The sequence below is a fragment of the Mycolicibacterium monacense genome, from assembly GCF_010731575.1.
Lineage (GTDB): Bacteria > Actinomycetota > Actinomycetes > Mycobacteriales > Mycobacteriaceae > Mycobacterium > Mycobacterium monacense.
Map to the genome: position 1 here is coordinate 484,360 of NZ_AP022617.1, position 18,003 is coordinate 502,362.

20 protein-coding genes are annotated in these 18,003 nt (G+C 65.9%); 8 read left to right on the forward strand and 12 right to left on the reverse strand.

What is annotated here, in order from left to right; all coding sequences use genetic code 11:
- Window positions 1–23: 23 nt before the first annotated feature.
- The 3 genes from G6N49_RS02365 to G6N49_RS02375 all read right to left on the reverse strand — a co-directional run bounded on the left by G6N49_RS02365 (window position 24) and on the right by G6N49_RS02375 (window position 2,706).
- On the reverse strand, window positions 24–659 hold the full coding sequence (locus tag G6N49_RS02365; protein WP_011856522.1) for an isochorismatase family protein: 636 nt from the start codon (window positions 657–659) through the stop codon (window positions 24–26).
- Window positions 656–1,699 carry a Rieske 2Fe-2S domain-containing protein gene (locus G6N49_RS02370; RefSeq protein WP_163647389.1) on the reverse strand — a complete coding sequence of 348 codons (1,044 nt, stop codon included), beginning with the start codon at window positions 1,697–1,699 and terminating at the stop codon, window positions 656–658. Before G6N49_RS02370 ends, G6N49_RS02365 begins: the two co-directional genes overlap by 4 nt.
- A 374-nt stretch (window positions 1,700–2,073) precedes the next feature.
- Window positions 2,074–2,706 carry a TetR/AcrR family transcriptional regulator gene (locus tag G6N49_RS02375; RefSeq protein ID WP_011856521.1) on the reverse strand — a complete coding sequence of 211 codons (633 nt, stop codon included), beginning with the start codon at window positions 2,704–2,706 and terminating at the stop codon, window positions 2,074–2,076.
- Between the two features lie 123 nt (window positions 2,707–2,829).
- Between G6N49_RS02375 and G6N49_RS02380 the strand changes: the two genes are divergently transcribed.
- Window positions 2,830–3,837 (forward strand): Rieske 2Fe-2S domain-containing protein, encoded by a 1,008-nt coding sequence (locus G6N49_RS02380; protein ID WP_011856520.1) that lies wholly within the window; start codon window positions 2,830–2,832, stop codon window positions 3,835–3,837.
- Between the two features lie 44 nt (window positions 3,838–3,881).
- The gene (locus tag G6N49_RS02385) at window positions 3,882–4,892 is read left to right on the forward strand and encodes a ferredoxin--NADP reductase (protein WP_271035537.1); all 1,011 of its coding nucleotides are present in this window, start codon (window positions 3,882–3,884) and stop codon (window positions 4,890–4,892) included.
- Between the two features lie 185 nt (window positions 4,893–5,077).
- Here the strand turns inward: G6N49_RS02385 and G6N49_RS02390 are convergent, their stop codons facing one another.
- Complete coding sequence (locus tag G6N49_RS02390) at window positions 5,078–5,914, reverse strand: hypothetical protein (RefSeq protein WP_011856518.1); 837 nt, start codon at window positions 5,912–5,914, stop codon at window positions 5,078–5,080.
- A gap of 131 nt (window positions 5,915–6,045) precedes the next feature.
- On the opposite strand from G6N49_RS02390, the gene G6N49_RS02395 reads away from it, so the two are divergent.
- The gene (locus G6N49_RS02395) at window positions 6,046–6,693 is read left to right on the forward strand and encodes a TetR/AcrR family transcriptional regulator (protein WP_235679482.1); all 648 of its coding nucleotides are present in this window, start codon (window positions 6,046–6,048) and stop codon (window positions 6,691–6,693) included.
- On the opposite strand, the gene G6N49_RS02400 is transcribed toward G6N49_RS02395, so the two are convergent.
- From G6N49_RS02400 to G6N49_RS02410, 3 genes are read right to left on the reverse strand one after another with little or no spacing between them, the layout of a single operon-like run.
- Entirely contained in the window at window positions 6,690–7,706 is a 1,017-nt protein-coding gene (locus G6N49_RS02400; protein WP_011856516.1) for a DUF2889 domain-containing protein, read from the reverse strand. The genes G6N49_RS02395 and G6N49_RS02400 overlap by 4 nt on opposite strands.
- 9 nt (window positions 7,707–7,715) lie before the next feature.
- The gene (locus tag G6N49_RS02405) at window positions 7,716–8,144 is read right to left on the reverse strand and encodes an OB-fold domain-containing protein (protein ID WP_011856515.1); all 429 of its coding nucleotides are present in this window, start codon (window positions 8,142–8,144) and stop codon (window positions 7,716–7,718) included.
- A 1-nt stretch (window position 8,145) separates the two neighbouring features.
- On the reverse strand, window positions 8,146–9,336 hold the full coding sequence (locus tag G6N49_RS02410; RefSeq protein ID WP_083044753.1) for a thiolase family protein: 1,191 nt from the start codon (window positions 9,334–9,336) through the stop codon (window positions 8,146–8,148).
- Window positions 9,337–9,439: 103 nt separating this feature from the next.
- Here G6N49_RS02410 and G6N49_RS02415 point away from each other — a divergent pair, with 103 nt between their 5' ends.
- The 3 genes from G6N49_RS02415 to G6N49_RS02425 all read left to right on the forward strand — a co-directional run bounded on the left by G6N49_RS02415 (window position 9,440) and on the right by G6N49_RS02425 (window position 12,827).
- Window positions 9,440–9,898: a MaoC family dehydratase gene (locus tag G6N49_RS02415; RefSeq protein WP_011856513.1), complete on the forward strand. Its 459-nt coding sequence runs from the start codon at window positions 9,440–9,442 to the stop codon at window positions 9,896–9,898.
- Window positions 9,899–9,980: 82 nt separating this feature from the next.
- A complete protein-coding gene (locus tag G6N49_RS02420; RefSeq protein ID WP_011856512.1) occupies window positions 9,981–11,174 on the forward strand; it encodes a thiolase family protein in 1,194 nt (397 codons plus the stop codon).
- Between the two features lie 120 nt (window positions 11,175–11,294).
- Complete coding sequence (locus tag G6N49_RS02425; RefSeq protein WP_165760714.1) at window positions 11,295–12,827, forward strand: class I adenylate-forming enzyme family protein; 1,533 nt, start codon at window positions 11,295–11,297, stop codon at window positions 12,825–12,827.
- Here G6N49_RS02425 and G6N49_RS02430 read toward each other — a convergent pair.
- Complete coding sequence (locus tag G6N49_RS02430) at window positions 12,824–13,330, reverse strand: CAP domain-containing protein (RefSeq protein WP_083044751.1); 507 nt, start codon at window positions 13,328–13,330, stop codon at window positions 12,824–12,826. The two genes, G6N49_RS02425 and G6N49_RS02430, sit on opposite strands and share 4 nt — an antisense overlap.
- A 50-nt stretch (window positions 13,331–13,380) precedes the next feature.
- On the opposite strand from G6N49_RS02430, the gene G6N49_RS02435 reads away from it, so the two are divergent.
- A complete protein-coding gene (locus G6N49_RS02435) occupies window positions 13,381–13,743 on the forward strand; it encodes a DUF732 domain-containing protein (RefSeq protein WP_110807622.1) in 363 nt (120 codons plus the stop codon).
- Between the two features lie 13 nt (window positions 13,744–13,756).
- Here the strand turns inward: G6N49_RS02435 and G6N49_RS02440 are convergent, their stop codons facing one another.
- Both G6N49_RS02440 and G6N49_RS02445 read right to left on the reverse strand, forming a co-directional pair.
- A complete protein-coding gene (locus G6N49_RS02440; RefSeq protein WP_083044750.1) occupies window positions 13,757–15,073 on the reverse strand; it encodes a TetR/AcrR family transcriptional regulator in 1,317 nt (438 codons plus the stop codon).
- A 43-nt stretch (window positions 15,074–15,116) separates the two neighbouring features.
- Window positions 15,117–15,437 (reverse strand): hypothetical protein, encoded by a 321-nt coding sequence (locus G6N49_RS02445; protein ID WP_011856507.1) that lies wholly within the window; start codon window positions 15,435–15,437, stop codon window positions 15,117–15,119.
- Between the two features lie 98 nt (window positions 15,438–15,535).
- Here G6N49_RS02445 and G6N49_RS02450 point away from each other — a divergent pair, with 98 nt between their 5' ends.
- A complete protein-coding gene (locus tag G6N49_RS02450; RefSeq protein ID WP_011856506.1) occupies window positions 15,536–16,702 on the forward strand; it encodes an amidohydrolase family protein in 1,167 nt (388 codons plus the stop codon).
- A 205-nt stretch (window positions 16,703–16,907) separates the two neighbouring features.
- Here G6N49_RS02450 and G6N49_RS02455 read toward each other — a convergent pair whose 3' ends face one another.
- Both G6N49_RS02455 and G6N49_RS02460 read right to left on the reverse strand, forming a co-directional pair.
- Entirely contained in the window at window positions 16,908–17,387 is a 480-nt protein-coding gene (locus tag G6N49_RS02455; protein ID WP_083044749.1) for a hypothetical protein, read from the reverse strand.
- Window positions 17,388–17,397: 10 nt separating this feature from the next.
- Window positions 17,398–18,003 carry a helix-turn-helix domain-containing protein gene (locus G6N49_RS02460; RefSeq protein ID WP_083044748.1) on the reverse strand — a complete coding sequence of 202 codons (606 nt, stop codon included), beginning with the start codon at window positions 18,001–18,003 and terminating at the stop codon, window positions 17,398–17,400.

Here is an 18,003-nt window from a genome sequence, read left to right on the forward strand (position 1 = left end):
GTTGGGTGTCAAGTACTTGTGGCTCAAGGCGTTTGGCGCAAGTCCATCGCTTGCTGCCAGGCCCGTGTGAGGTCGGCGACTGAAACAACCTGAGCCAGTAGGGAAATCGTGTTGCGCAGGACCAGGCGGCCGTACTCGGCAGGGGTGCCCACGACGGCGTCACCGGCGACGACGACGTTGAATCCCTCGTGAGCCGCTTGTCCGACGGCCAGCGGAATGGCGACGTTCAGCGATACGCCCGCGAACACCAGAGTGTCGAGCTTCCGGGCGCGCAAGAGCGGTAGGAGTTCGGTACCCCACGTCGGCGACACGCCCTGATGTCGGGGCACGATCAGGTCCGACGGATCGAGTAGTTGCGGCAGGACCTGAGTTGCACGGTGGCCCGGCCTCCACTCGGCAGTCGCAGGAGCGGTTGAACGCATCAGCGGGGTGGTTCCCGGGTCACCGCCCAGGCGCCCGGCAAATGGGGTGTGCACGACGAGCACACCCGCGCCCCGAGCGCCGGTGAGAAGTGACTCGATCACTGCCAGCGCCGGTTCTGCGTCGGCCGCCAGCGCAGGCAGCATCGAGTCGGGTCCCAGCACGCCGTTCTGGCATTCGACACAGACCACTGCGGTGCGGCCTGGCTCGGGGGCCGACCATCGACGATCCGTTGTCATGGGTGGACCACCTCGGCCAGTGACGGCTCCGGGTAGAACTGTCGAGACCAGCTGCGGAACGCGCGGGTGTACTTCGCTTCGTACCCGACCGCGAGCGGATGCTCGCGGTAGCGCTGGTTCTCCCACACCCGCCGGTCAGCCGTCGGCCCGAACAATTCCTTGGTGTTGGCTGCAACAATGCTGCGGGCCAGACCGTCCGGCTCGGCGGACCCAAGGTCGCGGTTGGCGACCCAAACGGTGATGAAACCCTCGCTGCGGGTTTGGTCGATCGGAGTGAAGGCGCCCAGCGTGGTCGACCGCAGTCCGTCCTTGACGCGGTTGATGTTGAGCCCGACGCCGTGGGCGGTGTTCTCGGTGGTAACTCGAACCGAACCCTTGGGCGTGGAGATCATGCCGTCGTAGTCGACCCGCAACACGGGGCCGTCCTCCTGCCACAGAGAGATATCTGGAATCTCCTCCCAGCGATGGACGTACCGCATGTGCGCGAGGTCGGGGAAGTTCTCGGCGGCGAACTGAGGATGCATTCGCATGGGTTCGCGATGGGTGGCCCACGGGTAGGGCGGGTAGAAGTCCCCGGTGCCGGCCTCGGGGAAGCGTGGCGGATCCCAGCTGGGGCCCGAACCGTCGGCGGCGTGCCAGATATAGACGATGCCGCTGTGTTCTCGCACGGGCCAACTACGAGTGCTCGCGTTGATCGAGTCGCGGTCACCATAGGGTATTTCCGCGTTCCGGCCGTCGGCGTCCCACACCCATCCGTGGTACGGGCAGCGCACACAGGTTCCTTCCACCGTGCCGCCGTGACCCAGATGGGCGCCCATGTGAGGGCAGTACGCGTCCAGCGCGACGAGCCGGCCACCGGACGGCTGGTCGTCGGAAGCGGTGCGGTAGATGACGAGGTCCTGTCCGAAGAATCGCTCGGGCACGACCTGCCCAGGGCCGTACCCGGCGGACCAGCCCGCCTGGAACCAGCCCGTGGGGTAGTCGGCATGTGGGAAACCGCGCTCTTGAAACGTCTCGGCCGGGCCCTCGAAACCGTACATCGGCATCTCCTCGTCGAGTGGTTGGCATCGACGATCGCTGTGCATCGGCCGTCAAACCGGGCTTCCGACCTGTGTCGGGAATGGCTTTCCCGATAATCGGGACGTTGTCCGGGAACGCCATTCCCGCTAGGGTCCGACAGTAACCGGTGGCAAGTGGGATTTCCACCCTTTTCAGATGATGGCGGACAGCCTCGAACACCCCGTCGATGTGGCCGTGATCCTCGAGGACATGTTCGGCGACGCATTGAGTCAGCTCGGTCGGGCGGGGTTGCCCAGGAGTGGCGCCGACGATCACGATGCTCGGGCCGCGGCGCAACACCTACACCACCGGCGCCGCCCTCAACGTCGACGGCGGTTCAGACTCTCGTCAGCACTCACCGAGCAGCGATTCCGGCCGGGTTGGGGTGCACCGCAGGGGCGGACAGCCCCGTCAGGATCAGCTCGACGACCTGATTGCGCACCTCGTCGAAGTCGGTGTCGAGCCGCCCGCGGATGCGGGCTTCGAGGTGACGTACGGCGACCGCGTGGATGGCGAACGAATCGAGTTCCGGGCGCGCGTTGGGCAGGCTGCCGTCGGCCAGGCCGGCGGCCAACGCCGCGGCCAGCGGCTCGCGGTGCCGCGCGTACGTCGCCTCCAATGCCGCTGCGATACCCGGCGCTCCCGTGACCTCCGTGGACATGAACGCCAAGGCATCGCGGAATCGTGCCTCCTGCCAGCCGATGCTCAGATAGTCCTCGATCCAGGCGGTGATTGCCGCTGCTGGCGTGTCGGCGGCAGCGACCGCTATGCGCAGGTCAGCCAAGATCAGGTCGCCTGCCCACTCCTGCATCGCGATGATCAGGTCGTCCTTGGAGGCGAAGTGCCGGTAAAAGATCCGCCGGTTCACCCCGGCGGCTCGAAGGATGTTCTCGATCGACGTCGTTCCGGTGGTCGAGCCATGACTGATCAACCGGTATGCCGCCCGCAGGATCGCATCCCGTTCCGGCTGGTGACCGTCGTCGCTCATGGGGCGGCTCCATTTCCTGCGAATACATTTTCCAACGTAGCATCATCATTGCCTGGGAACGCCATTCCCGCTAGGGTTGAGAAATAGTGTCGATGGCGTATCCCAATCGATGAAGGAGTAATCGTGAACGGTCTACCCAGCATGCAGCCGACCGGGTGGTTCCAGGTCGCGTGGAGTGCCGACCTGGCCGAGGGCGACGTCATCCCGTTGCGCTACTTCGGCGTCGAACTCGTCGCCTTTCGAGACCTGCAGGGGGCGGTGCACGTACTCAATGCCCACTGCCAGCATCTCGGCGCCAACCTGTCCAAGGGTGGCTGCGTCGTCGAGGACGGTATCCAGTGTCCGTTCCATGGCTGGGTGTGGAACGGGGAGGGCCGCAACGTGCGGATTCCCTACGAGAACCGGCCGAATCGAGGTCGTAAGGTTCGGTCATGGCCGGTCACCGAACTCAACGAGTCCATCTACGTATGGCACGACGCCGCCGGGCGCGCTCCGATGTGGGAGGTGCCCGACGGACTGCGGGTGCTCGGCGAACACATTCACGATCGGGACTACTTCCCAGTCGGTCCGGAAGCCCGGCTCAAATTCGCCGGAATCCACGTGCATCCGCAAGTCATCGCCGAGAACGCCGTCGATCCGCATCACTTCCGGTTCGTGCACAAGACCCCGATCAGTCCGGTCGTGCTACGGGAGGACACCGACGACGTGACGTGGTCGGCGAAGGTGGGTTTCGGCCGACGGTGGAGTGGGGGCGTCGACCAGCCGGGCGAGACGACCAACACCTTGGAGATCTACTGGTCGGGCCTCGGCATATCGTTCAACGGCGAGCACACCCGCGAGGGCTTTCGCGTCATCGCCATCTGCACCACTCCCGTCGACGATCACACATCAGACATATTCTCCACGTACTGGATTGACGAGGCCAACGGCAATTACGACGAGCGCCTGACGGCTGCACAAGCCGCGCTGCCGGACGACATCGCGATTTGGGACAGTCAGGTGTACATGGATCCGCCGGGCCTCACCGCCTCCGAAGCCGCAGGGTTCCGGCAATTGCGCCGGTGGGCGCGTGGCTTTTATCCCGACGCGGAGCCTGCTGAGGACAAACTCGCGCCCTCCGGCGCCCACTGATTCGGCCCAAACACCCAGTGCCCATTCCGAATTGGCCACTCACAGTGGCCGACGTCGTCGCCGAGACCGCCGACGCCGTCACCATCGTGTTCGACCCACCCAATGGTTGCGATGTCGGTTACCGGCCTGGCCAGTTCCTGACGTTGCGAGTGCCGAGCGAGCGGACGGGGTTCGTCGCCCGGTGCTATTCATTGTGCAGCTCGCCGGACACCGACAAGCGGCTGGCTGTGACGGTGAAGCGTACGGCTGAGGGGTATGCGTCGAATTGGTTGTGCGACAACGTCCGTTCAGGTGATGAGTTCGAGTGTTTGCCGCCTGCTGGCGTTTTCAGTCCCGACCACTTGGACAGGGATTTACTGCTGATCGCCGGCGGCAGCGGCATCACCCCCATGATGTCGATCACCAAGTCCGTGTTGGTCCAGAGTCACGGGCGAGTGGTGCTCATCTACGCCAACAGGGACCCTGATGCCATCATCTTCGCCGCGGCGCTGCGCGAACTCGTTGCGGAGCATCCTGATCGGCTGACAGTCATCCATTGGCTGGAGAGTGTGCAGGGCCTGCCCAATGACGCGACCCTGACGCCGCTCCTCGCACCATTCGCGGACCACGACGTCTTCATCTGCGGCCCAGCACCATTCATGAAGAGCGCGCGCAGTGCGATCGAAGGTCTGGGGACACCGCGCACCCAGATCCACATTGAGAACTTTGTTTCCCTGTCCGGGGATCCGTTCGTCGACAGGCCGGTGAGTGTCGATCAAATCGGCGATTCTGCCGATGACCCGCTGACCGCCGAGGTGGTCGTTGAGCTGAACGGTTCGACCCACACGCTGACATGGACACCGAAAGACACTTTGATCGACCTGCTCGTCGATCAGGGAATCGAAGCGCCCTACTCCTGCCGTGAAGGCGATTGCGGCACATGCCAATGCGTTCTGATCGACGGGAAGGTCGAGATGGATACCCACGGCGCGCTCGACGACGACGATATCGCGGACGGTATTGTGCTGGGATGCCAAGCCCGGCCGGCCTCTGAGCGCATCAGGATCGAATTCTGACGCCGGGTCGGCCCCGACCCGCCGGCGACACCGTACGTCGTTGACGATGATCGTTGCATCGCGGGATCCGCTGTAGCGCAAGCCCGCTCGTTAGGCACCGAGCGCGTTCACGCTCCTACAAGAATCTATATTGTCGACGGTCCAACATCATCTCACTTGTGTTGGACAGTCCCCCTCGGCGTCGGTCAGGCTGCGACGGTGTCCTTCTCGGCGGCCGGCGACTGCGTCCGGGTCGACGGCATGACCATCTTGAACCCGACCCAGGCGTACGCGACCGACAGCATCGCTGACACCGTGGCGCACAGGTTGATGATGAGCAGCGAGGTGGTGGAGCTCATAGCCAAGCCGATCGGGACGATGGTGGTCACGCCGACGCCGATGATGAAGCTCGGCACGAGGAGCACGAGGTAGGCGGGGCGCTCACGCACGAGCGTGGTCTTCCTGGCGGCATGGACCAGCAGGGACACCACGAAGATGGCGGCGGTGTTGGAGAAGGCCATCCAGAGGGGGTATCCCCAGACCGCAATGGGCTGCTGCGTTCCGTAGTACTGGTAGAGGCCGAGTTGGAGCATCGGCACCTCGAAGAACAACGTGAAGGGGATGGCCAAGGCGAACAGGCCCATCCACCGCTTCACGGCAAGGCCGGTCTCGAGGCGGGTGACCAAGTACAGGATCGCCGGGCCCCAGAAGACGGGGTACATGAACAACACCCACAGCGGGATGGTGCCGCTGAAACCGGTCAGCGAGGTCAGTGCGCCGGACTGGTGATAGGTGATGTCGACCATGTAGTCACCGAGAGGCTCGTAGAATACCGCGGCCAGCGCTCCGAGCGTGATCCAGAACATTTCGGAGCGTCTAGTAGTGCGCCACGTCCTGATGGCGTAGCCGAAGACCAGCGCTGCCAGGATCACTGTGACGGCCAGCATGGAGACTTGCCACGTCGTCGATTTGATCAGTTCCGGTGCCGGATCCTTGGGGATGAGATCCGCCCGCGTCGAAAGCTGGTCGAAGCCGTTCCACATGTCTGCTCCTCTGCCGCAGTCGTTCCCGCCAAAGACGTCGCGTTGGACACATATGACTCCAGTGTGGGATGTCCGACAGAATAGGCCACTGTGTCGGACAGGGTCAATATCTGCAGGTAAGCTCTGCAACCGTGACCGCGCATCCGCAGGTGAGTCGGGCTGCCGCCTGGGGCGCGGACCTGCCGCTCAACGAGGAGCAAGCGCGAGAGCGCCTGCTGGCAGCGGCCGAAGCGTGCTATGCGGAGCGCGGACCGACCAGCACCCGGATGAGTGACATCGCCAAGAAGGCGGGCGTCAACCGATCCACGGTGTACTACTACTTCCCGACCAAAGACGCGATTCTCGTTGCCTCGTTCGTTCGTGCCCTTGACGGCGTGCTCGCCGCCGCCGACCATTGCTGGCGTACAGACGAGCCTTTCCTCGATCGTCTGGTCGCGGCGTGTCTTGCCGGAAATGCCGCAGCCCGCACATCGCCGGCCATCCGGCTACTCATTCACAACGACGAAGCGGCGCACACTTACCACGCGGCCGAGCACTCAGAGCTATGGCGTGACAAGCTCGCAGAAGCGCTCGGTCAGCGCATCGCCGGCGCTGCGGCGGCCGGGGAGGTCCGCGATGATCTCTCCCCGGACACGTTGGCCCGTTGGGTGACTCGAGTCAACTTCAGCCTCATGTCGGAGCCCGCCGGCGCAGAAGACGGCGGCGAGGAAGGAATACTCCGCAATCTGCTCGCGGCATCGCTCGCCCCGCGGACATCGGCCGGGACGTCACGGAGCTAGGCGCTGCGCATCTGGTCGATGAGCGCCTCGGTGTCGGCGACGCTGCGCAGCAGATCGTTGAGATGGGTGCACGTGCTGGTGCCGAACAACTCCTGCCGAACCCGGAAGTGCAGTTCGCGCAGCGTCATTCCGGCGATCCGCTCGGCGCTGGCCACTGCGCCCGGGCATTCCTGCCAGGGCAGCACTCGCGGAGTGGCGTGTGACTCGAGGATCACTCCGGTGTCGGCGTCGACAGCCGCGGCCAGGGTGTACTCGTGGATGATCGTCTCCACGGCGTCGGTCCGCACATAGGTGTCGCGGAACATGGCGTCGATGCCGATCCGCCCGTCACCGTCCTCGTAGACGTCGATGCGCCGGCGCCGGCGCATGCCATGCAACGGCAACGGTTTCATCGGGTGCCACGCCCAGTCGTCGACATCGTGGTCGAGGTCCGGAGCCACCGGCCCGGTGACCACGGCAGGATCGCCGGCCTCGAACGAGGTCATCAGCAACCCGCCGGTCGCGAAGCCCGCGCACTGATCGGCAACCGGCAGATACCCGGACTTGGAGACGTCGCCGAGCGCACCCGAGGCCGAGAGCGCATGACCGGAGACCAGCGTCGCGACCGGAATGTCGTCGAGCAGCGAATAGCGCAGGTCGCGGGATGCGCGCAAGCCCGGGGCGGCCTTATCGGCCGCGGCGCGAAAACCGCTCATCGCCGGCGCGCCCGAAAGGTGCGATATCCCATCGACGGGCGGTGTGACCTCGACGTGGCGGACGACGCGGGCGACCAACTCGATGGTGGCCGACATCTCGGCCTCGCCGAGCACGGAGGCGGTACCGTCCTGCGCCGTCCGCACGTCGCGGGCTCGACCCTCGAGGTGAACCGGGTCCAGCGTCCCCCCGGCGCGGGTCATGTCGATCGACGTGGTGCGCCGCGCGGAACCGGCCCGACGCGGTGGATTACCGACAGTGGGTTCGTGCACCCCGTGTAGGGGATGGAGCCCGAGGGACGGGATGCCCAGGCCGGTCACCCCCGGAGCCTATCCTTCGGGCCGGAAAGCGAAGGTCGCCAGCGACCGGCCGTCTTCGGTCTCCAGATTGGTCGTGGTCGACACCAGCCGCTGACCGATCTGCAACTGGTCGGGGGTGGCGCCCACGATCAACGACTCGACCAGCACGCCCTCGGGCAATTCGACGAAGCCGACGACGTAGGGCTTGAACACGTCGGGGGAGCGGTTGCCCTTGTACGGCAGCGGCGGCGGGAACTCCTGGGTGGTGTAGGTGTAAAGCGTTCCCGTGGTGGACAATTCGATCGCCTCGATGTCCTGCTGAATGTCGGCGTCCCCATCGAAGAGCTCGGGTCGCTCGGCGGGGAACTTCACCACGCCGGTCGATCGTCGGCGCGAGCCGAACAACACCGCACGGTCGCCGTCGACCCGGAACAATCCCTCAGTGATCAGTGCGGTCATGTCAGGCCACCTCGATGACCATCGCCGCGCCCATGCCGCCGCCGGCGCACATGGACAGGACGCCGATGCCACCGCCGCGGCGGCGCAGTTCGTAGATTGCCGAGGTGACCATGCGTGCACCGGTCGCCGCAATCGGGTGGCCCAGGCTGATGCCGGACCCGTAGACGTTGACGATGTCCTCGTCGAGTTGCAGCTCGCGGGCGCAGGCCACCGCTTGGGCGGCGAACGCCTCGTTGATCTCGAACAACGCCACATCCTCGAGCTTGCGGCCGGCCAACTCGAGCGCCTTCGGGATGGCCGTGATGGGCCCGCTGCCGGTCCGGTTCGGCGCCACGCCGACCGCACTCCACGACAACACATGTGCCAGCACCTCACTGGCGGTGTCCGGGGTGGTGAGTGCGACAACGGCGGCTGCGTCGTTGATGCCCGAGGAGTTGCCGGCCGTGACCGTGAATCCGTCGATCTCGGGGTGCAGCACCTTGAGCCCCGCGAGGGTCTCGATCGTCGACTCGCGCCGAGGATGCTCGTCCTGGGCGAACGTGATCGTGCCCCCGTCGGCCTGCGGGACCTCGACCGGCACGATCTCATCGACGAAGGAGCCGGCGTCGATGGCCTTGACGGCGCGTTGGTGGCTGCGCAACGCCCATTCGTCCTGCGCCTCACGGGAGATCCCGTACTGCACCGCACAGTTGTGGGCGACGGTGATGGACATGTCGAGGGCGGGAGCATCGTCGGTGGGGGGATGGGAGAACGGGAACCAGGGATCCTGGTAGTCCTCGGGTGACTTGCCGGTGGTGAACGGCTTGCGCTTGCGCAGAAGCGGTGTGGTGGAGCAGGACTCCATGCCGCCTGCCAGGATGGCGCGGCTCATGCCCGCAGCGATCTGGCCCGCGCCGACGGCGATCGCCGACAGGCTGGACGCACACTGGCGGTTGACAGCGATCCCGGGGATGTCGGTCATGCCGAGGTCGACCGCGATGAAGCGGGCACTGTCACCGCCACCCTGGAGGCTCTCGGCGAGCACGAGGTCGTCGAAATCGGCGCCTGCCAGGCCGGACCGGTCCACGACCGCGGTGACCACTGGTTTCGCGAGTTCGACCGCCGGCATGTTGGCCAGCGTGCCCCGGCGTGACGTTCCGATCGGTGTGCGGGCAGCGGCGACGATCACTGCCTTGGACGTCGATGCGGCCATGTTTCTCCCAAAGTCGTTTCAGGGGCTGGTGCCCGGTGATCGGGGCTAGTCTATACCGTTATATAGATAGCGGTATATCGGGTGACGGAGTTGGGAGCAGCAAGTGAAGGTGATCAGGTCCGTGGACGACGCGCTGGCGTTGATCGGCGAGGAACTCGGAGTCAGCCGTTGGGTGGACATCGACCAGAGCCGGATCGACGCCTTCGCCGACGTCACGATGGATCATCAATGGATTCACGTCGACGTGGAGAAGGCCAAGACCGAAAGCCCCTACGGCGCGACCGTCGCGCACGGCTTCCTCACCCTCTCGCTGATCCCCGCATTGAGCAAGGACAACTACCGCGTCGAGGACGCGAAGATGGGCATCAACTACGGGCTCAACAAAGTGCGATTCCTGTCTGCAGTCACGGCGGGCAGTCGTATCCGGGTGCTTTCTCACCTCGCCGCCGCCGACAAGGTCGCCGACGACACCGTTAACCTGACCGTGCGGCACACCGTCGAGGTCGACGGCGCCGACAAACCGGCAGCCGTCGTCGAACTCATCTCCCGGTGGGTGTTTTGATGGCTCCGGCGCCGAATGAAAGCGATGAAAGTATGTATGCATGGGTGACGGGCGCTGAAGCCGCACCGAAGGAGGCGGTCGAATGACCGGCGGTCCGTTCGACGGAAAGGCCGTTCTCACCGGCGCGGGTAAGTCCCAGGTCGGCCGGCGTCTCGGCCGAACAGGGCTGGATCTCACCCTCGAAGCGGTACTTCGGGCCATCAGCGATGCCGGGCTCAGTGTCGACGACATCGACGGCATCGCGAGCTACCCGGGTCCCGGGGTGCCCGACGCCGGATTCTCCGGCGCCACCATTCAAGAGGTTCGAAACTCGCTGGGGCTGCGCTGCCGGTGGTATGTCTCGGCGATGGAGACCGCGGGCCAGATCGGGCCGGTGATCGAGGCGTGTATGGCAGTCAGTCTCGGCCTGGCCAACCATGTCGTGGTGTACCGGTCGGTGTGGGAGTCCACTGCCGCGCAGCAGGCCGGCGGCGGCCGCGCGTCAGTGCTGTTCGGTGGTGGGAAGCTGCCGCCGCACCTGGAATGGGTCGCGCCGTTCGGTGCGCTGTCGGCGGCGAACTGGCTGGCGATGCCGGCGCAGCGCTACATGCACGACTTCGGTTTGACCCGTGAGCATCTCGGCTACATCGCGATCAACGCGCGCACCAATGCCGGCCGCAATCCTGACGCGATCTACCGCGAGCCGATGACGATGGACGACTACCTCGGCGCTCGGATGATCTCCGAGCCGCTCTGCCTCTACGACTGTGACGTACCTTGCGACGGCGCGACGGCGGTCGTGGTTTCGCGCCGCGACGCCGCGGCCGGCCTGCCCCGCCACCCGCTGACGGTGGAATCCGTCGGCCCCGGCATGTTCGAGCGCGCCACCTGGGATCAGCGCTCGGACATCACCACCATGGCCGCCCACGATTCGGCCGCTACGCTGTGGCAGAACACGACGCTGACCCCGGCCGACGTCGACATGGCGCAGCTCTACGACGGCTTCTCCTTCCTGACCGTGATGTGGCTGGAGGCGATGGGTTTCTGTGAGCACGGCAAGGTCGGCGAGTTCCTCGACGACGGTTCGCGCATCGCGTTGGACGGCGCGCTGCCGATCAACACCAGCGGCGGGCAACTTTCGGGCGGCCGTTTGCACGGTATGGGTTTCCTGCACGAGGCCTGCGTTCAGATGTGGGGCGAGGGCGGCGAGCGGCAGGTCCCGAGTACTCCCGAGGTGGTCGCCGTGGCTGTGGGCGGCGGACCGGTGGCGGGGTCGATGCTGCTGAGCAGCCGCTAGCCGGAGTAGGCCTGGCGATGACCGGAACCAAGGACCTGCGTTCGCTGCTGTGCCGGTGCACACCGTGATCGCAACGCTGCGGGCAGGGGAACAGTGACGCGGGCCGGCGCCGACGTTGACATGACGTTGGGCGACATCATCACCGACAACGCGGTGCGGTTCGCCGACGTGCCCGCCTACCGGCACGGCGGACGCAGCATCACCCATGGGCGACTGCGCGACAGGGCCGTTCGACTGATCTCGGCGATGGCCGCCGCCGGCGTACGACGCCAGGACCGCATCGCGGTGTTGAGCCGCAACAGCATCGAGTTCGGAGAGCTGGTCGCGGCCACTCAACTCAGCGGAATCATCATGGCGACAGTGAACTTCCGGCTCTCGCCGCCCGAGACGCATGAGGTGCTGAGCCGGGTCACCCCCTCGATCGTGTTCTGCGCCGACGAATTCGCTCCGGTGGTCGCCGACTTCGCTGCCCGGTTGCCGTCGCCGCCCCGAGTGGTCACCATCGGCGGGGCTTGCCAGCCGGGGATGACGCACTACGAGGAGTTCCTCGACAGCGGCCGCGGCGGCGAGCCGGAGTTCATCGCCCAGCCCGACGACATCGCCTGCCTGCTGTTCACCAGCGGCACCACCGGCGCCTCCAAGTGCTGCATTCTCGGGCAACGCGAGCTGCGCCGGGTGGCGTTCACCATGAACAACGAAATGCGCTGCGGCAGTGCCGATCGTGGTCTGATCAACATGCCCATGTTTCACGTCGGCGCGCTCGCCATCGTCGGCGGCCTGCACGCCCGCGGCGGAACCGTGGTGCTGCAACAGCAGTTCGAAACGGCGGAAGCGGTGCGGTTGATCGCCGCCGAGCAGATCACGGTGCTGCACCTGGCGCCGGTCATGCTCAAGGCGCTGCTCGACGACATCAGCGACCCCGCCACCGTGGCGTCGGTGCGCACAGTCGTCTACTCGGCGGCACCGATGACTGCGGCTACGTTGCAGCGCGCGCTGGCCACGCTCCCCGGCGCGGGCTTCCTGAACCTCTACGGGCAGACCGAGGCGATCGTGTCCGGGCTGCCACGCGAAATGCACTCGCTGGAGGCGCCAGGCGCCACCGAGCGGTTGCGCTCCGTGGGCTTTCCATTTCCTGGTGCGCGGGTGCGGATCCTCGGCGACGATGGCCGCGATGTGCCCGCCGGTGAGACCGGTGAGATCGTCGTTCATTCCGACGCATTGTTCCGCGGATACTGGGACGACCACGCGGCCACGTTGGTCACGCTGCAAGACGGCTGGTGCCACACCGGCGACGTGGGTCGGTTGGACGAACATGGCCTGCTGTATCTGGTGGACCGCAAGAAGGACGTCATCATCACCGGCGGCGAGAACGTCTACTCGCCCGAGGTCGAGGACGTCATCAGCAGAGCCGACGGGGTGGCGGCCTGCGCGGTGGTCGGCGCACCCGACGAGCGGTGGGGCGAAGCTGTTTGCGCCGTCGTCGTGCCGCATACCGGCGCTACTGTCACGCTGGAGGCTGTGCAGGCGTTCGTCCGGCGCCGACTCGCAGGCTACAAAGTGCCGCGACGGCTGGTCACCGTCGACGCCTTGCCGGTGCTGGCCAGTGGCAAGGTCGACAAGAAGCTGCTGCGCGCCGAACTCGCCCGCGGCTAGCTGGGCGTTCCCGGCTGGCCGTACACCGCCACCACGACCGTCCGATCGAGGCTGTTCTCCGACCACACTCCGATGGCGGTGTTGCTGCAGTCCTGCATGATGCTCCGCGACACCGGGTTGTGCCACCACTGATTGAGGATCTCCAGGCCGCTGATGGCCAGCGCCGGGTTGATCGCGATGGTCTCGGAGACCTTGCCGACAAAGCCCGCCGCATTTGCTCGGTCCTGTGGCGTCGAACCATCCGAACCGATGTCGCCGTTGATATTGCGGTTGGCGCGGACGTCGAGCGTGTGCCGTCGCGCGGCCTCGTCGAGTCGGCGGTCCCTCTTCGGGTCGGTCGTGCAGCCGTTGATGCTCTGCGCGGAGAAGATGTTGCTGTAGACGCTTTCGTTGAGCCGCCGATTGTCGGCCTGCGCCGACGGTGCGGCCAGCACCATACCCGCGGCTACGGCGGCGACCGGAAGCGCCGCCACGAAGCGTCGGACTCTGCAACTCACTGTCATGTCGGGTGAGACTACCTCGAAATGAGCTAAATGAATTAAGATTTCTCTTCATGACGCATCGGAAGCTGTTGGCCGGTCTGGTCGCCGCATTCGCCACCATGGGCGGCATGCTGACGGTCGGCGCGCCGACGGCCGCCGCGGACACGGTCGCCTATCTGGTCAATGTGACGGTCCGGCCGGGGTACAACTTCGCCAATGCCGATCACGCGCTGGCCTACGGCCGCGGCATCTGCGACAAGATCGCCCAGGGCCGGGGATACGCGCAGCTGGTCGGCGATATCAAGGCCGACTTCCGCACCTCCGATGAATTCCAAGCGTCATACCTGATCAGCCAGGCCGCACAGGAGCTGTGCCCGAGTCTTATCTGGCAGTTGCGCAATTCGGCGGCCGGCTACCGACCGGCCGCTAGTTGATCTATATTGCGCATCACGCCGCCCGTAGGAGCGACCGCCGAATCAGCATCACCATGAGTTCGGCTGCGTGCTGGTCGGTGTCGAGATCGCGATCGGTCGGCTCGGTCATGCGGCCAAGAGTCGCCAGGAAGACCGCAGCCGCGACGGCCGGATCCATGCCCGGCGGCAGCGTTGCGGTGCGAAGCAGCGTGCTCACCGCGCCATGCATCGAGCCGATACCGTGGGCGATCGACGTGTCGGAAAGCTGCTCTGACACTGTCCCGTCGAACCACGCCCGAATGACGCCGCGGTAGCTGCGGTGGAAGCGGACGTAATCGAGCATCCAGCGGCGGAATCGGTCGGCGTCGAACTGCTCGCCGGCGAACCCGTGCAGCGCGGCGGCGTGTCCCGCGGTCTCTATCACTGCCCGCCGGGTGAGCTCGGCCAGGACTCGGTCCTTGGTGCTGAAGTAGCGGTACAGCGTCGCCCGGCTGATGCCGGCGGCCGCGGCGATGTCTTGCATGCTGACCGCGTAGTAGCCGTGCTCGGCAAACAGCTGGGAACTGGCCGCCAGGACATCACGACGAACCGGTGACAGGTCACCGGCAGACTCGACGGCCCCATCGACTGGAGCGACAGCGGTGGGGGGCGCGGCCGATCCACCGCTGCGGTCGGGGAAGGCCGCGCAGATGATGTCGACGGGTGTATCGGGATAGAGCATGAGCTGCAAGGCGATTGCCAGCGAGTCGGATACGCCTTCGCGGGAGGGCAGCGGGAACATTCCGCGGTGCCGGTACAGGTTCACCATGTGCGGGATCCGCATGAGTGCCGCCAGGGCGTCGTCGTGCTCGAGCCCTGGCGCCGGCGAGGCCAGCAATCGGCCGGCGACTCGGTCGCCGAACTTCTCGGTGACGGATCCGGCGTCGATGACGGATAGACCGGTGGCCGTGCCGATCCCGGGGAACTCGGCGAACACGGCGGCATGGGCGTCGTAGACATCCGCCCACTCGTGCAACCAACGGCGCAGGTTCGCCAACCCGTCAGCCGTCGGGCCGAGCCGACCCAGCTGTCCCGCGTGCTCTAGCGCCGCTCGTTCCGCCATTCTGCTCAGCTCGCCGAAGATGTCCTCCTTACCGGCGAAGTACTGGTAGATCGCCGCCCGCGACGCCCCGGCGGCCTTCGCGATCGTGTCGATGGACGTGCTGTGAAAGCCCTGTGACAGGAACACTTCCGCCGCACATGTGACGATCCGGTCACGGGTGTGCAGACCCCGTCGCCCGACCGCCGTGCTCGCCGGTGGCGCGTACCCGGGGCGGCGTAGCCCGTCCCCGAGAGGCGTCACCTTCGTCATCAGTGCAGTATCCGCCTCGGCGAACCGTCGGCCGAATCGGCCGTCACTGCGCGGCGGGCGGTGCGGGCAGGTTGCGCTTGGCCTTCCCGGGATAGCCGAAGAACTTCTCGAAGTTCGCGTCGTTGATGGGCTGCGCCGTGTTGCGCTTGGCGGCCGCCTTCAGCGCGCTCAGTCGTGCGTCCGCCTTCTCGACATCGTCGGCGTCGCCGGAGGCCCGCAACCGCTTCACCGCCTCGGCCGCGGCGGCGATCTCCGCCTTCAGGCGTTCGCCTGCTTCCGAGAAGGTCAACAGATCATGGTCGTCTTCGTCCGACTTTTCCCGGCCGATGTTGGCCTGACCGTCGGGATCCTGCGTCGTGGACATGTCGCACCTCTCAGCTCTAGACGATTGTGGCTTGCATCATATAGCGTTGAGACGAAGCGTCAGAAACTAAGACTAGCTGTCAGAAACTGGGAGTTGCCATGCCACTTCAGGATCATCACCAGATCGTCTCCGTCGACGACCACCTGGTTGAACACCCCCGGGTGTGGCAGGACCGCCTGCCGGAGAAGTTCCGCGAGGCCGGTCCGCGGATCGTCGAGCAGGACGGCAACCATCTGTGGTCCTACGACGGCCAGATCTTTCCGACCATCGGACTCAACGCGGTGGCCGGCAAGCCGCCCGAGGAATGGGGCATGGACCCGGTCCGGTACGAGGACATGATCCCCGGCTGCTACGACCCGGTTGCACGAGTCGCGGACATGGACCTCGACGGCGTGCAGTCGGCGCTCTGTTTCCCCTCGTTCCCCGGCTTCGGCGGTGGCACCTTCATCCGAGCTCAGGACAAGGAATTGGCGCTGTTGTGCGTCAAGGCCTGGAACGATTTCTATATCGACGAATGGTGCGCGACCGCGCCCGAGCGCTACATCCCGCTCGCCATCCTGCCGGTCTGGGACATCGACGCGACGGTGGCCGAGGCGCAGCGGGTCGCCGCCAAGGGCGCGCGCACGGTGTCGTTCCCGGACAGCCCGGTCCCGCTGGGCCTGCCGTCGTTCCATTCTGATCACTGGGACGGCCTCTGGCGGGTCTGCTCCGAGACGCAGATGCCGGTGTCGTTGCACTTCGGCTCCGGGTCTTACGTGCCGGGCTTCTCCTTCTCGTCGATGAAGCCGATTCCCGGGCAGATGCAGACCCCCGACGCCCCGTTCGCCGTGGCCACCACGCTGTTCTCGTCCAATCTGATGTGGACGACCGTCGACCTGCTGTTCTCCGGCAAGCTTCAAAAGTTCCCGGATCTGCAGTTCTCACTGGCCGAGGGTGGTATCGGCTGGGTGCCCTACATCCTGGAGCGCTCCGACTACGTGTGGGAGCGGCACCGCTACTACCAGGCGATCGACTTCGACACCCGGCCGTCGGATCTGTTCAGGAAGCACTTCTGGGGCTGCTTCATCGACGACGAGCACGGCCTGACCAACCGGCACAGCATCGGGGTCGACCGCATCATGCTGGAGATCGACTTCCCGCACAGCGACTCCAACTGGCCGAACTCGCGCAAGCGCGCGGCCGAGGTGCTCGCCGACGTGCCCGACGACGAGTGCTCGCTGATCGTCGAGGAGAACGCTAGGCGGATGCTGAACTTCCCGCGCTAGCCGTACTCGGTCAGGACACTGGTGACGGGCGTGTTGGCTCGATGGGAGGAGAACCTCCGGGTGGGGTGTGGCTTGTCGAAGGCCCATCACCGACCCGGAGGTTCTGCTGACCCACCGCAATGCCCGCACCACCTTGCTTCGCCGGTCTCACACCCCTCAGCCGCCTGCGAGCAACCTCATGACCGGGTACAGCTGGAGTCCGGCGTCAGAACGTCGAGCTCATCGGGGCGAGCGGTGTGCAGACGTCTCCTCTGGGGATGTTGACGACCGCCCAGCATCCTCGCCCTGTGGCGGTGAAGGTGCCGGTGTACCGCGTCGCGGTGACGAAAACCTCTCCCGTTGCGTAGCCGGGGGCGTTACTGCACTTGCCCGGTCCGTCGGGAGTCGACACGCAGATGGTGGCGGACCGCGGCGAAACGTAGTCGCCGGTACAACCTGTGGGGTTGATCGTCGCGTTCACCGCTTTGCCCCCGCCGGGAAGCTCGATGAGTTTCGGCGGCGACATCTCGAACGAGCAGAACCCTTCCCCGGACACATCAGCCGCGCCGGGCGTCGCTGCGGCGACAGCTGCGCCGATCGTCGCGGCAGTCGTCGCGGCCGTCACTGCCGCGGCGAGCGTGCCGAGCCGTCGGGTTCTGGCGAGGTACCGTCGACCGACGGTTTTGGCGAAGAAGTTCTGAGTCACTCGACTACTCCTATTCGGCAGCACCGGCTTTGGCTTCCTGGTCGCGGGTCAACCCGGCGGCCAGTATCAGTTCTTCATGCAGTTCGAACCACACTGTGTGGTACGAGTCGATGATTGGTCGGGTGAACCATGTCGTCTCCCCGGCGGATACCCTCTCCATCGCCGTGGAGAGCTTGTCGGCGTAGGCGCTCAGCCGAGGAAGTTGCTCGGCGGCCGAGCCGATGATCGGCAGCACGGCGTCGTGCACCCGCTCGAGCCTGGCGAGCACATCGGCGTCGTAGTCGGCATCCTCGTGGGTGTTCGGCTCTCCGCCCTTGAGCTGCCACTCCGACACGAGCGACTTGAACCGGGCATTCACATCGCGGAACTCGTTGTACGTGTGCGAGATCGCAGAGGCGTCGACGCCCAGGCGCTCCTCAGCCAGCAGGTCGTTGAGTCGCTCGCGACCCGCCGGTGTCAGCCGGATGGACTTGCCCTCGACGAGCAGACCCGCCTCGCCGAGTTCGGCGATGGCCACCGTCACGGTCGCCTGGTCGCGGTTCAGCGTCGCCGCCAAGGCTTCCGGGCTGACCCGGCCCTTGAGCCGCGTCGCTTGCAAAATGCTCAGTTCATCCAT